At 41.8% G+C, this 13,765-nt stretch carries 12 protein-coding genes and 1 riboswitch; of the genes, 6 read left to right on the top strand and 6 right to left on the bottom strand.

The window, feature by feature from the left end; all coding sequences use genetic code 11:
* Positions 1–4: 4 nt before the first annotated feature.
* From AC1DOK_RS03925 to AC1DOK_RS03915, 3 genes are read right to left on the bottom strand one after another with little or no spacing between them, the layout of a single operon-like run.
* Positions 5–907, bottom strand: a complete 903-nt coding sequence (locus tag AC1DOK_RS03925) for a glycine betaine ABC transporter substrate-binding protein (RefSeq protein ID WP_477552924.1) — start codon at positions 905–907, stop codon at positions 5–7.
* Positions 908–943: 36 nt separating this feature from the next.
* On the bottom strand, positions 944–1,606 hold the full coding sequence (locus tag AC1DOK_RS03920) for an ABC transporter permease (RefSeq protein ID WP_477552923.1): 663 nt from the start codon (positions 1,604–1,606) through the stop codon (positions 944–946).
* Positions 1,606–2,781, bottom strand: a complete 1,176-nt coding sequence (locus AC1DOK_RS03915) for a betaine/proline/choline family ABC transporter ATP-binding protein (protein ID WP_477552922.1) — start codon at positions 2,779–2,781, stop codon at positions 1,606–1,608. Before AC1DOK_RS03915 ends, AC1DOK_RS03920 begins: the two co-directional genes overlap by 1 nt.
* A gap of 174 nt (positions 2,782–2,955) precedes the next feature.
* Positions 2,956–3,084, bottom strand: a riboswitch (cyclic di-AMP (ydaO/yuaA leader).
* Positions 3,085–3,307: 223 nt separating this feature from the next.
* Here AC1DOK_RS03915 and map point away from each other — a divergent pair.
* Positions 3,308–4,054, top strand: coding sequence for a type I methionyl aminopeptidase (gene map / locus AC1DOK_RS03910; RefSeq protein WP_477552921.1), 747 nt, complete (start codon positions 3,308–3,310; stop codon positions 4,052–4,054).
* A 94-nt stretch (positions 4,055–4,148) separates the two neighbouring features.
* Here map and AC1DOK_RS03905 read toward each other — a convergent pair whose 3' ends face one another.
* A complete protein-coding gene (locus AC1DOK_RS03905) occupies positions 4,149–4,427 on the bottom strand; it encodes a hypothetical protein (protein ID WP_477552920.1) in 279 nt (92 codons plus the stop codon).
* 433 nt (positions 4,428–4,860) lie between these two features.
* Between AC1DOK_RS03905 and AC1DOK_RS03900 the strand changes: the two genes are divergently transcribed.
* Genes AC1DOK_RS03900 through AC1DOK_RS03890 form a run of 3 tightly spaced genes read left to right on the top strand, consistent with a single transcriptional unit; the run spans position 4,861 to position 9,500 of the window.
* The gene (locus AC1DOK_RS03900) at positions 4,861–5,352 is read left to right on the top strand and encodes a MarR family winged helix-turn-helix transcriptional regulator (protein ID WP_477552919.1); all 492 of its coding nucleotides are present in this window, start codon (positions 4,861–4,863) and stop codon (positions 5,350–5,352) included.
* Positions 5,353–5,403: 51 nt separating this feature from the next.
* Complete coding sequence (locus AC1DOK_RS03895; RefSeq protein WP_477552918.1) at positions 5,404–7,626, top strand: ABC transporter ATP-binding protein; 2,223 nt, start codon at positions 5,404–5,406, stop codon at positions 7,624–7,626.
* Complete coding sequence (locus AC1DOK_RS03890; RefSeq protein ID WP_477552917.1) at positions 7,623–9,500, top strand: ABC transporter ATP-binding protein; 1,878 nt, start codon at positions 7,623–7,625, stop codon at positions 9,498–9,500. The genes AC1DOK_RS03895 and AC1DOK_RS03890 overlap by 4 nt, the downstream gene beginning before the upstream one ends.
* Before the next feature lie 129 nt (positions 9,501–9,629).
* On the opposite strand, the gene AC1DOK_RS03885 is transcribed toward AC1DOK_RS03890, so the two are convergent.
* Entirely contained in the window at positions 9,630–10,139 is a 510-nt protein-coding gene (locus AC1DOK_RS03885; protein WP_477552916.1) for a CcdC protein domain-containing protein, read from the bottom strand.
* Positions 10,140–10,440: 301 nt separating this feature from the next.
* On the opposite strand from AC1DOK_RS03885, the gene yedE reads away from it, so the two are divergent.
* Both yedE and yedF read left to right on the top strand, forming a co-directional pair.
* Positions 10,441–11,649, top strand: coding sequence for a selenium metabolism membrane protein YedE/FdhT (yedE, locus tag AC1DOK_RS03880; protein ID WP_477552915.1), 1,209 nt, complete (start codon positions 10,441–10,443; stop codon positions 11,647–11,649).
* Entirely contained in the window at positions 11,639–11,866 is a 228-nt protein-coding gene (gene yedF / locus AC1DOK_RS03875) for a sulfurtransferase-like selenium metabolism protein YedF (RefSeq protein WP_477552914.1), read from the top strand. Before yedE ends, yedF begins: the two co-directional genes overlap by 11 nt.
* Positions 11,867–12,017: 151 nt before the next feature.
* Here the strand turns inward: yedF and AC1DOK_RS03870 are convergent, their stop codons facing one another.
* Entirely contained in the window at positions 12,018–13,466 is a 1,449-nt protein-coding gene (locus tag AC1DOK_RS03870) for a DEAD/DEAH box helicase (RefSeq protein ID WP_477552913.1), read from the bottom strand.
* Positions 13,467–13,765 lie beyond the last annotated feature (299 nt).

Genomic DNA, 13,765 nt, shown 5'->3' with positions numbered 1-13,765 from the left:
CCTCCTATTTATTAGCTAACATCCCTTGATCGTTCAAATATTTAAGAGCGACTTCTCGCTCACTTTTCTTCTCAATATCAACTTCATAACTCAAACCAATGATGGTGTCTGCATTCAGCTTACCTACTAGCTCCTGCACAGCTTGTTCTACTTCAGGATACTTCTCTGCAATTTCATTCAGCATGACAGGCGATGCATCGAATGGAGGAAAGAACTGCTTATCGTCATCTAGAGTTTCTAGACCATAGGCTTTCAGACGAGAGTCAGTTGAATACGATAGAACAACATCGACCTGATTGTTACCTACTGCTTCATACACAAGACTCTGTGTCATCGGATATTCTTCTCCGAACTTAAAGTTGTATGTCTTCTGGAATGCTGGATATCCATCATTCGAGCGTTCAAGCCAATTTGTATCTACTCCAAGACGAAGCTTGTCTGCATCCTTAGCTACATCTGAAATATTCTTATAGCCTTTCTCTTCTGCTACTTCTTTACGCACAGTAAATGCATACGTATTCTCGAATCCAAGAGAATCCATCCAGTTAAAACCATAATATTGATCAAAACCTACTTTAGCTTGCTGTAGTACCTTCTCGCGATCCTTCGTATCCTCTATTGGAAAATGGTTATTGAAAATTTCACCAGAATAGAGAGTCGCCAGCTGAACTTCACCACGCTTCATTGCATTAACGACAACGGTACTTGATGCTAAGTCAGGAATAATCTTCGCTTCAAGCTCCGTTCGATCTTCAATGAGTGCTTTATACATTTCGGCAATAATCTTCACTTCGGTAAAAGTTTGAGTACCAATTACAATTTCGTTGCTAGAGCCGCAGCCCGTTAATAAAGCCATTGATGCTAGAAGTAGACTTGCTACTCCCACCTTCATCCGTTTAGGTAGCATATTGAATTCCCCCTTCTGTTCCTTTGCCGATCCTAATTAAGCCGTAACAGAACTTGTTCTGCCATAACGGCGTGCAAGTACACGCTCAAGCCAGCCAAGTAATGCATCTGCGAGCAAGGCTAACACGATCGCACCACCAGCACCAGTAACAATCAATTCGATCTTATTAACCCCAAGACCAGCAACAATTAACTGTCCTAAGCCACCTGCTCCAATAAGTGTAGCGAGTGTCGCCCAGCTGATAATATAAACGGTCGTAATCCGAATACCTGACATAATATAAGGCAGCGCAAGCGGCAATTGAACCTGCAAAATACGTTGTATCGTACTGTAGCCCATGCCCCTCGCTGACTCCAATACACTTGAATCAACTGATTGGAAGCCATCGTACGTATTACGAAGAATTGGCATGATGGAATAGAGGAAGAGCGCCATAATCGCCGGCTTCATCCCGATTCCAAGAAACGGAATAAGAACAGCTAACAAGGCTAAGCTTGGTATCGTCTGTAATAAATTCGCCAAGAAGAATACCACGCTGTTCAACCATTTGAACCTGTTATTATAGACAAGGAGAATTGCGAGTGGGATGGATACAATACAGCCTAGAAGAACAGAAATTGCCGTAATGGTTAAATGCTCCTGTAATGCCGTAAAAATATCTCCACTTCGCTCTGAAAAGAAAGTTAGTAAATCGTTCATCATTTAGCCTCCTCTCCGAGGCTCAACGCATACTGATCAATTAGAGCTGGGTAAACCTCATTCAGATGGCTGACAATACTACCTCTGGTTAGTAGTCCAACCAATCTGCCCGTGTCATCAACAACTGCAAGGTTCGATAACCGATGATTAGTCATCATCTCGACAGCTTCAGGCAAAATAGTTCCAGGAGACACCTGATAGGCAATCAGACGCATCACATCCTGTACCGTCTTGTCTTCCCCACCGAATTCATGCAGCACACGATAAATGGATACAATCCCAAGCAGCTTACGATAACGATCGACTACAAATAAGCTGTCCACCTTACGAGCCTCCATCATCTTAATTGCTTCTGCTAAACCACGATTCGGGTAGGTTGTTGCTGGCTGTGTCACCATCACATCATCCACAGTCGATACGCGCATAGGCTCTCCGAGCTGTGTTGACTCCACATTCTTCTGTCCGATGAATGTACGCACAAAATCATTCGCTGGATAACGTAAGATTGTTTCTGGTGTGCCAGCCTGTATAATTTCTCCATCCTTCATCAGTACGATGGTATCGGCGATTTTAATAGCCTCATTCATATCATGCGTAACGAAGATAATCGTCTTCTGCAAGTCCTGCTGTAGACGAATTAATTCATCTTGAAGCTGTTCACGACTAATCGGATCAAGTGCGCTGAAGGGCTCATCCATCAGAATAATATCAGGATCCGCTGCTAATGCTCGGATAACACCAATCCTCTGCTGTTGACCACCACTTAACTCTGAGGGATAACGATGACTATAAACTTCAGGTTCTAGATTAACCATCTCCATCAGTTCATTCACACGCTGATCAATTTTGCTCTGCTCCCACTTCAATAAGTGAGGAACTACCGCAACATTCTTTGCAATTGTCATATGTGGAAATAACCCTACGTTCTGAATCACGTAACCTACTTTACGTCTAAGCTCAACCGGGTTCTTCTCTGAAATATCCTCACCATTAATCAGCACTTTACCGCTCGAGGCTGTAATGAGCCGATTAATATGCTTCATTGTCGTTGACTTTCCACAACCACTCGGACCAATAATAACCGTAAGCTCACCCTTCTTAATCGTCAGATTAATGTCTTTGAGCGCTTGAAAACCATCATCATATACTTTATTGACATGTTGAAATTCAATCACATTTATTTCCCCCTATCCAAATATATAGAAAAAGACCCCAACACAAAAAAAACGACTAATGAGTCATTTTGATGTGAATTAGGGTCATTTAAAAACACAGCCTGAACAATATTAATTGTGTATCACTGCAAAAAACCCGAATATAAATTCGGGTCATGGTTGTTCAATATAAAAATATGACCCATCTTCTGCAAACGAGGTTAGCTGACGGACTCGGAATAGATGGTTTCCTACGCATGACTGCGATTCGCCCCAGAAATGGTTCCCCCGCTCCCTAAATTAGGAACTAAGCGTACCTTAATGTTATTAGAATATCCCAATTATGTCAACTCTACTATCAAATGTCTTAAAAATAGCCATTTTATGTATACCATTGGTATCAACGTTTATCATTAAATTTTGGCCAATAACGTTTGTTACTAATTTCCAAGCAGGATTAAAACAATATGACACGCTATTGGCGCGAATAATGGTAAAATAGAATAGATGCCTTACCAACCAATCCTAAGATAAAGAAGGGACTATCATGATTATTCTAAAGACGAAGCAAGAAATCGAGGACATGCGAGTTTCAGGGAAATTATTGGCTCAGTGTCATCAGGAATTGAAGAGCAAGATCAAGCCAGGTGTTACTACACTTGAAATAGATCAATTTGTTGAGAATTTCTTACGAAAACATGGAGCTACACCCGAACAAAAAGGATACCATGGATTCCCATTTGCAACCTGCGCATCCGTTAACGATGTAATCTGCCATGGATTTCCAAAGAATGAACCCTTAAAAGAAGGAGACATTGTAACAATTGACATGGTCGTCAATCTCAATGGTGCATTGTCCGATTCCGCGTGGAGCTACCGAGTAGGCGAAGTATCCGAACAAGCAGATAAGCTGCTAACTGTGACTGAAAAAAGTCTCTTTCTTGGCATTGAACAAGCGGTTGTTGGCAACCGAATTGGCGATATTGGCCATGCTATTCAGCAATATGCCGAGGCGAATGGCTTCTCCGTAGTTCGTCACTTTATTGGGCATGGAATAGGCAAAACCATGCACGAGGATCCGCAGGTACCTCACTACGGTTCCCCAGGTAAAGGCGTACGTCTTAAAGCTGGTATGGTAATTACAATTGAGCCGATGCTCAACACAGGCTCTTATCAAATCAAGATGGATAGCGATGGTTGGACCGCAAGAACTATCGATGGCGGTCTATCCGCCCAGTATGAGCATACACTTGCCATTACGGATGATGGTCCTATTATTTTGACACAGCTATAATCAGGAGTAGTTAATGAAAATGACCGGAAGAACCCTCAGGTTCGATCCGGTCATTCTTGTTAAGAGAGCGTTGTAAGGGAGAGAATAAGTAATATTAGTCTAAGTAACCAGCAATCCCCTGTTTGATCAGGTAGTCCATTTCTGCATCCAGAATGGCTTCAACCGTAATTTCGTCTAGCTTCACTTCTCGCTGACCCATAATATAATCCACAAGATCATCACTATCGATGTCCACTTCACCTTTAGCATCTGCCTTCGCGTTATCCATAAATACCTGCTCATGCTTGAGGACAAGCTTAATGTTATGTGAATCCGCCTTCGTTTTATCTGCTATGTACTGCAAGAGCTCTTGCTCGTTTAACTTCTCGCTCATGATTGTCATCTCCTAAATGTATTGATGTTGCCATTGTAACATAAGGCTTCCAAAATACGATGATTAGAATTCAATTTATAGGCTCAGCCCCAAAACCAGTGGTTAAAGATTGTCAGTGCCCATAAATGACCGCTGCGTTAACGGATTATCCTTACGATCGCTGTTGCCCCCAGATTTCTTGATCATATACCGCTTAGAGCGGTAGAAATCCGGTGGCAAAGGCGAACGCTTCGCTTCTTCAGGACAATTCCGTTCCCTCCGCTACGATCTACGTTTAGCTTTTTCTAGCAAGCACTGATTATGACTTAGAGCCCAATTTATTACCAGAAATTGTCTTTCATACAAACTTGTTAACAGGTAAATAGTTAGGTATACTAATATAGTATAAATTTAAATATTAAAGTTTATAACAACATAATTTAAGGAGGTTATCATGGAAGCCGGCAGCAGTCAAGGCCAACAACTCTTAAATGTTATGGCCAAACTTAAACAATTGCATGCTAAAACAGGCTTAAATGAGCAGATCCCTAGGGGAGAGTTTCAAATGCTGCATGTCATTTGGCACGCAATGCAAAAACAAGCCAGCGAATTGGAAGAGCAACATACTCCTCCAGGTATTAAAGTATCCGAGCTCAGTGAGCTTCTCAAAATCAGTCCTCCTTCTGTCTCCCAAATGGTCAATTTACTCGAGAACAAAGACCTCGTCGAGCGAATCAATACCAAGAATGACCGACGGGTCGTTTACATTCGGTTAACAGATCAAGGGAAATCGGTTTTAGAAGATGTCACCAAAAATTTTCTGCTTTTTACAGACGAAATCGTTCATCGATTAGGTACGGAAGAAGCCGATCACTTGATTAGACTGATTGATCGGTTATATGAAATCATTGGTGATATAAGAGCGGAGAAAGAGAATGCTAAGTAAACCAACTCAATTGTCACATTACTTAGGTGAAAGGAAGGAAGCTATCCCTGTATGAGAAAATTAATTAAGTATCTAAAACCTTTTACAGTGACATTGATTATATCGATTGCACTGCTATTCGGGCAAGCTATGGCAGACCTCAATTTGCCAAACTATATGTCCGACATCGTCAACACAGGTATTCAGCAGAACGGAATTGAGACTGCCGTGCCTGAAGCCGTTAGTCAGAATGGCTTCGCCTTAATGAAGACCTTCATGACAGATGAAGATAAAGCTACTGTTGATAACAATTATGAACTTGTATCCGCAGGTGACAAAGCCTATACGGATCAATATCCACTTGCTGAAACAGAGCCTATATATATTCTCAAATCATCAGATAAACAGACGATTGAGGAATTAACGCCTATCTTCGGTCAAGCCGCTGGGACGTTCATTAATGTTTCCAAAGAGATGGCTGCTCAGTCGGGTGGACAATCCACAACGACGAATACAAGTGATCCAGCTAATGTGGATTTTAATCAGCTCTATTCGATGATTCCGGTGTTCGAGCAACTGCCAGCAGATATCCTAGACTCCGCAAGAACCAAGGCAGCACAAACCGATGAATTGATGCAGAAACAAACAGGTGTTGGGTTTGTAAAGCTATTTTATAGTGAGCTTGGGATGGATCTAGGCAGCATTCAGAATGCCTATATTATTAAAACAGGTCTTATCATGCTATTAATTGCTCTAGGCGGTGTTGCTGCAACTGTTGGGGTTGGCTACTGTGCCGCTCTCGTGGCAGCAGGTGTGTCTAAAAAACTGCGGAGTGATATTTTTAGCAAGGTGGAGAGCTACTCGAATAATGAATTTGATAAATTCTCAACCTCTTCGCTCATTACTCGTACAACGAATGACGTGACGCAAGTCCAAATGCTCATCATTATGGGCGTGAGAATGGTCTTCTATGCTCCGATTCTCGGAATCGGCGGTGTCATCATGGTCGTTCGAGAGAATGCCTCGATGACATGGATCATTGGTATTGCCGTGGCATTACTTATCGCCTTAATTGGTATTGTATTCTCTGTGGCTATGCCTAAATTCAAGATTATCCAGAAGCTCATTGATAGGCTGAATCTTGTCTCTAGAGAGAATTTAAGCGGTCTGATGGTTGTCAGAGCCTTCGGTACACAGAAGTTTGAAGAGAAGCGCTTTGATCAAGCAAATACCGATTTAACCAAAACAAACCTGTTCGTCAATCGCGTGATGGTATTCATGATGCCAGCGATGATGCTCATAATGAACTTAATCAGTCTACTAATCGTATGGATTGGCTCGAAACAAATTGCTGATGCCTCTATGCAGGTTGGGGATATGATGGCGTTCATGCAATATGCAATGCAAATCATAATGGCGTTCCTCATGATCTCGATGATGTTCATTATGGTTCCGCGTGCATCTGTATCCGCTACACGGATTGCAGAAGTTCTCGAAACAGAACCATCTATTATGGACCCTAAACAACCTAAACCTTTCGTTAACAGTAAACGTGGTCTTATAGAATTCAACAATGTCAGCTTCCATTTTGAGAATGCTGAGGAAGATGTGCTGCGTAATATTTCCTTTACCGCTAAGCCAGGAGAAACAACTGCTATCATTGGCTCAACGGGCTCAGGTAAAACGACTTTAATTAACCTCATCCCGCGTTTCTATGATGTAACAGCTGGTGAAATTCTGGTAAGTGGTGTGAATGTTAAGGATGTATCGCAATATGATCTGCACGAACAAATTGGTTATGTGCCACAGAAGGGCATACTATTAACAGGCACGATTGCTTCCAATCTTCGCTATGGTAAAAAAGAAGCAACAGATGAAGAAATTCAGACAGCTGCTGAGATTGCGCAAGCGATGGAATTCATTAAAGGGCAAGAAGAAGGCTTCGAGAAAGCCATATCCGAAGGTGGAGCTAACGTTTCTGGTGGACAGAAACAGCGGATATCGATTGCGCGTGCGCTCGTGAAACGACCACCGATTTATATTTTTGACGATAGCTTCTCGGCATTAGATTACAAGACAGATGTGGCCTTGCGCCGCGCACTCAAATCAGAAACAGGTGATAGCACGGTTATAATCGTGGCTCAGCGTGTCAGCACCATTATGAATGCAGAACAAATTATCGTTCTTAACGATGGTGAAGTTGTTGGAATTGGTACCCATGAACAACTTCTGAAGGAATGCCCAACTTATTATGAGATTGCTTCATCTCAGTTTTCGAAGGAGGAATTACAATGAGTGACAAAACCTCCAAATTTAAAAAACCTGCTCGCAAAGGACCTACAGGGGGACCTATGGGTGGTGGACCCGGAGCTATGATGGCCGGGGAAAAAGCCAAGGACTTCAAAGGAACCTTTAAGAAGCTCGTCTCCTATCTTGGCAAATACAAGCTAGCGATTAGCATCGTCATTATTTTCGCGATTGCTTCAACTATTTTTAACATCCTAGGTCCTAAGATTCTAGGTAATGCAACGACCAAAATCTTTGAAGGCGTCATGAATATGATTTCGGGTAAAGGTGAAGGTATTGATTTTGGTTATATTGGTCAAATCATGCTGCTCCTTGTCGTGCTCTATGTCATTAGTGCCGTGTTCGGTTACTTGCAAGGCTATGTTATGTCAGGTGTCTCGATGAAAGTAACCTATAATCTTAGACGAGATATCTCAGCCAAGATTAACAGGCTCCCACTTAAGTATTTTGATAAACGGAACTATGGTGAGGTCCTATCCCATATTACGAACGACGTGGATGCGATCAGCCAAAGCTTAAATCAGAGTCTGACCCAGATCATTACGTCAGTTACAAGTATCATTGGTATTCTGATCATGATGTTTACAATCAGCTGGCAGATGGCTCTAGTCGCTTTATGTGTGGTTCCGTTATCCTTTGCTTTCATTATTCTGGTTGTCAAAAAATCGCAAAAGCATTTCAATGCGCAACAGGAATATTTAGGCAAGGTAAACGGACATGTGGAAGAAATGTATGGAAGCCATATGGTAATGAAGGCATTCAATGGTGAAGAGGATTCTGTAAAAGCTTTTGATAAATACAATGATAAGCTCTACTCATCAGCTTGGAAGTCCCAGTTCTTATCCGGACTTATGATGCCTGTCATGAGCTTTATCGGGAACTTAGGATATGTGGCTATTAGTATACTAGGTGGATATTTAGCTGTTAACGGCAAAATTTCTGTCGGGGATATTCAAGCCTTTATCCAATATATGCGTCAATTCACACAACCTATCGCACAGGTTGCGAACATCTCGAACGTTCTTCAACAAACCGCAGCCGCGGCTGAACGTGTGTTTGAATTCCTAGCAGAAGAAGAAGAGCCTGAAGATACGAAGACACCTGCTGATGTCACTCATATTAAAGGTGATGTGACATTTGACCGTGTTCACTTTGGCTACAATGCAGACAAAACGGTTATTAACAATTTCTCTTCAACAGTCAAGAATGGACAGAAGGTCGCGATTGTCGGACCTACGGGTGCAGGTAAATCAACGATCATTAAATTGTTAATGCGATTCTACGAAATTCAAGAAGGCGCGATTCTGATCGATGGCGTGAACATCAAGGACTTTACACGTAATGATCTGCGTTCATTATTCGGTATGGTACTTCAGGAAACATGGCTGTATAATACCAGCATTAAAGAGAACATCAGGTACGGTAGACTTGATGCAACCGACGAAGAAGTATTAGCTGCTGCCAAAGCTGCACAGGTTGACCACTTTATTCGTACATTGCCAGATGGTTACAACATGGTGCTGAATGAGGAAGCAAGCAATGTATCTCAAGGACAGAAGCAGCTTCTCACAATCGCACGTGCGATCCTTGCAGATCCGCAAATCTTGATCCTGGATGAAGCGACGAGCTCAGTTGATACGCGTACAGAAACCTTGATCCAGAAAGCGATGACCAATCTCATGAAGGGTCGTACCAGCTTCGTAATTGCACACCGATTATCTACAATCCGTGATGCCGATATGATTCTCGTCATGAAAGACGGAGACATTGTAGAGCAAGGTAATCATGAAGAACTGCTTGCTAAAGGCGGCGTCTATGAGGGCCTCTACAACAGTCAGTTTGAGGATGTTGAAGCAGGTTAAGACTATACAACCTAGAAGCAGCGGTTTATAAAAACCTATAACACCAAGAAGACCAGCGCCAGATGAGATTGGATACAATCTCATCTGGGCTGGTCTTTTTTTTAAAATTAAAACATGTTATTCGTTCAATCACGTTCTTGCGCTTAACGCAACGATTTTGCGGAATTTGATGAAGGATACAATTCGCCAAGGCACCAAGTAGCAGATCCCAATAATGATAACCATCGATGTGAAGTTAATCGGCTCGAGTGTTTGTAAATAACCTCTAAGTAGAAACCGCAAAGATAGAATCGCTAGAAATGAGATGATAAACCACATATCTTTCTTCATATATATGTTCCCATCTTCGCGGATTTCATATACGGTAGTCAGCATAAGTGGAATGGAACATACGATTCCAATCAAGGCAGGAATAAGGACTTCACCCACAGTTAAATGAATTCTGGAATCCATAAATAGTGTAAATGCTGGTGTAAGGAAAAGTAAGGGTAAGATAATTCGGAAGCTATTCTTATTCATCGGTCTATACATGGCCTTAGCTCGTTTCCATAGTACAAGTACAGCTACCAAAAGTATGATCCCAACTGACATTTGCCCCATCACATTTGCATCAAACACGACTCCACTATTTCCATCCATCTTATATCGCTCCGCTTCTTATTTGGTCTATAGATTAAATATATAATGGTTAGAATTAATTTATAATTCACTATAGTCACATAATAGATATTACTTTTGTCACCAAAAAGAGGGAGGAAGCAAAACGGTAGGGTTGTACAACAGTTGGTTCAGCGATAACCAAAATATATATATCCCTATTATCTAACGGATTATAGTAATATGAATAAGGACAATTTACAGGCGAGTAAACAGTGGCTGTTTAGTCACAACCAAGTCTAATTCTATTTGCTATCATGATTAACGTAAGGGGTTAAGAAAGATGAAATTCAAAGTAAGTAAACTATTTACCCACTACTGGAGCCCATATATCGCCATGGGTATTGCCGGTATACTCTCTGCTTTATATTTTGGTATTACCCATACCGTATGGGCTGTGACAGGCGAATTCACTCGTCTTGGAGGTCATATCCTACAACTCTTTGGGGTAGATATTTCGGATTGGGCTTATTTTAAGCTAGTGGGCATGAATGGATCGACATTAACTAGAACCGATGGCTGGATCGTATGGGGAATGTTTATCGGCGCACTAGTGATGATTCTATTTAGCAATAATTTTAAGATTAGAGTCCCGAGACAAAAACGTCGTTACGTACAAGGATTTATTGGCGGCATCATCGCTGGTTTGGGGGCAAGGATGGCTTTAGGCTGTAACTTAGCTGCTTTCTTCACTGGCGTTCCACAATTTTCACTACATGCTTGGATTTTCATTGTCGCGACTGCGATTGGTACCTATTTGGGTGTTAAAGTAGTGAATACCAGATGGTGGAAAGGTAAGCCTGTTTTACAAAAAGGAAATACAGCGGTACGCGCCAGCAAGCCAAGAAAGATTCAGCCGTATATTGGCACTGTCGTTGCAATCGCTTATGCAGGTCTTATTATTTACTTCTTCTCTACTGGTCAAAACATGCTGGGCGTTGCTGCTATATTCGGCGCAGCCTTTGGTATTTTGATCGAAAGAGGACAAATCTGTTTCACATCTGCATTCCGTGATTTATGGATCAGCGGTAGAGCTACGATGACCAAAGCAATCACGCTTGGTATGGCAATCAGCTCCGTTGCGACGATTATTGTTATATTGGCATATGGAATCGATCCGATTACCAAAATTGCTGCTCCAAGTACACTAGTCGGTGGTATTCTGTTTGGTATCGGTATTGTACTAGCTGGTGGCTGTGAGACAGGTATGATGTACCGACTAATGGAAGGTCAAGTTATCTTCCTACCTGTATTTATGGGTAACATCTTGGGCGCTACTGCACTTGCTTATGCTTGGGATCATCTTGGTGTCTTCAACCTACTTGTTAAGAGTGGTAAACCGATCAATCTAATCACAACTATGGGACCTACAGGGGCTATTCTATTAACCTTGGGTCTGTTAGGATTAAGCTATGCAGTCGCCGTGTATTGGCAAAAGAATTACCGATTCGGAGTCGGATTTAAGAAAGGGGTTAACAAGAATGTCAATTGATTTCACATTAGATCTTAGAGGAGAACCTTGTCCCTATCCAGTTATCTATACGCTCGAAACCTTGAAGGATATGCAAAAAGGCCAACTGCTACAAGTTATAGCAGACTGCCCCGCAGCATTCATTAACGTACCAGAAGAAGTCGTTAAACATGGCTATACACTTGCTAAAGAGCCAGAAAAGAATGGACAAGAGCTTCTATTTTATATCATTGCTTAATAGCAGCGAAAACGCTATGTTATAGGCGAATTAACCTAACAAAGGTCAACCAGTAATCACTGGTTGACCTTTTTATATGAAGAGCAGCTAATTTACACTATCGGAGTGTCCACTTTCTTGACAGAGGACCATATCCCCTATCGCAAATATTCTATTGCTCATTCGCTTGATGTACCTTTAACAGCTTACCTTTGATCGTCGTTTGCTTCATGACCTTGATGACAAGCGGGCCTTTGCCGTTAAGAATATCCACGTAAGAGACGTTATCCTGGATTGTAATAATCCCAATATCCTCTGCCGATACACCATCAATTTTAGCAATCGTACCTACAAAATCTACGGCTCTTATTTTCTTTTTCTTGCCACCATTAAAATAGAGCTTCATGATTTCCTTGTTCAGCTCTTCATTCTTATCCTTCTTGAGAACGGGCTGAACCTTCATTTTCTTTTCAAAGGCAGGCTTAGCGCCGGAAACCTCTTCTCTTGAAGGGAACTCATCTCTGCGGATTTCAAAACCAATATAAGCCTCAATATCAGCCAGAAATCTATCTTCATGCGGTGTGACAAAGCTGATCGCCTTGCCTGTTTTGCCAGCGCGACCCGTTCTTCCGATCCGGTGTACATAGCTTTCTCTCTCAAGAGGAAGATCGTAGTTGATGACATGGGTTATATTGTCCACATCAATACCTCTCGCTGCTACATCAGTTGCGATAAGGAAGCGGAATTCCCCTCTTTTGAACTCATTCATTACGCGGAATCGATCGTCCTGCATCATGCCCCCATGGATTTTGTCACAAGGATAACCCAATTGATTCAATTCTTTATATAAAGTTTCTACATGTTCTTGCGTTCGGCAGAAAACAATGCAGCTGTCCGGATTCTCTATGATCGTTATGTCTTTAAAAAGACCCAGTTTATCATTTTCTCGAACCACATAAAGAGAATGTTCGATCTGATCGGTCTTTCTTTCCTCTGTTTTGATCTCAATATCGAGAGGATCATTCATATACCGATGACATAATCTCTCTACGTCTTCAGGCAGTGTCGCGGAGAACAACATGGTCATGCGATCTCTAGGTAGCTCATCAATAATTGCGCCTACTTGATCGATGAATCCCATACGGAGCATCTCATCAGCTTCATCAATGACAAGATACTTTAACCGATCTAGTTGCAGCGTCCCCTTCTCAATATGGTCGAGCACACGGCCTGGTGTACCAACGACAACATGACTCTTTTGCTTCAATTCAGCTTTTTGCTTCGCAAACGGACTTTTGCCATAGACAGCAGTTGCTTTAATCCGTTTAAATCTCCCGATATTCGTGATATCTGCTTTCACTTGATCAGCAAGCTCACGTGTCGGTGTTAAGATTAAGGCTTGCGGTTTGTTCTCTTCCCAATCGACCAGTTCACAAAGCGGAATCCCGAAGGCTGCTGTTTTACCGCTTCCTGTTCTGGCTTTAACGGTAAGATCTCGCTCTTCTAGTGCAATCGGTATCACTTTACTTTGTACGTCTGTCGGCTTATCATAACCCAAGCTATCTAACGCTCGAATGATTTCTTCACTTAATTTATAGTCTTTAAAGCTACTTCCACTCATATGTGAACCCCTTTTATTGTGTATAATTTGGCTGATACTTCTTATTATACTTCTTTTTAGGTTCACGACCTATTCATGATACGACAAAGCTATGATTCTACACTAAGCTAGGCAGGCATTATCATAACAATAACCATCGACGAAGCTTATAAATAGAGGCGATTAGGAACCTAATGAGGTTGCTGAATCGCCTCTTTTTGTTAGATGAAATCATTTCTTATCATGACTTTCTGACATTTGTCATAGGAAACAGGTGACATTGACGACTAACTGACAGTTGCGCTCATCCCCTACAATAA

This window comes from Paenibacillus sp. P5_B5, from assembly GCF_056400365.1.
Note: the sequence above shows the minus strand (reverse complement) of the source record. Positions and strands in the feature narration are given on the sequence as shown.

What these genes read in the sequence shown, in the direction of transcription:
- yedE (WP_477552915.1), top strand. Translation starts at nt 10,441, where the DNA reads ATGAAATTCAAAGTAAGTAAACTATTTACCCACTACTGGAGCCCATAT.
- AC1DOK_RS03885 (WP_477552916.1), bottom strand. Translation starts at nt 10,139, where the DNA reads ATGGATGGAAATAGTGGAGTCGTGTTTGATGCAAATGTGATGGGGCAA.
- AC1DOK_RS03905 (WP_477552920.1), bottom strand. Translation starts at nt 4,427, where the DNA reads ATGAGCGAGAAGTTAAACGAGCAAGAGCTCTTGCAGTACATAGCAGAT.
- map (WP_477552921.1), top strand. Translation starts at nt 3,308, where the DNA reads ATGATTATTCTAAAGACGAAGCAAGAAATCGAGGACATGCGAGTTTCA.
- yedF (WP_477552914.1), top strand. Translation starts at nt 11,639, where the DNA reads ATGTCAATTGATTTCACATTAGATCTTAGAGGAGAACCTTGTCCCTAT.
- AC1DOK_RS03890 (WP_477552917.1), top strand. Translation starts at nt 7,623, where the DNA reads ATGAGTGACAAAACCTCCAAATTTAAAAAACCTGCTCGCAAAGGACCT.
- AC1DOK_RS03920 (WP_477552923.1), bottom strand. Translation starts at nt 1,606, where the DNA reads ATGAACGATTTACTAACTTTCTTTTCAGAGCGAAGTGGAGATATTTTT.
- AC1DOK_RS03900 (WP_477552919.1), top strand. Translation starts at nt 4,861, where the DNA reads ATGGAAGCCGGCAGCAGTCAAGGCCAACAACTCTTAAATGTTATGGCC.
- AC1DOK_RS03925 (WP_477552924.1), bottom strand. Translation starts at nt 907, where the DNA reads ATGCTACCTAAACGGATGAAGGTGGGAGTAGCAAGTCTACTTCTAGCA.
- AC1DOK_RS03870 (WP_477552913.1), bottom strand. Translation starts at nt 13,466, where the DNA reads ATGAGTGGAAGTAGCTTTAAAGACTATAAATTAAGTGAAGAAATCATT.
- AC1DOK_RS03895 (WP_477552918.1), top strand. Translation starts at nt 5,404, where the DNA reads ATGAGAAAATTAATTAAGTATCTAAAACCTTTTACAGTGACATTGATT.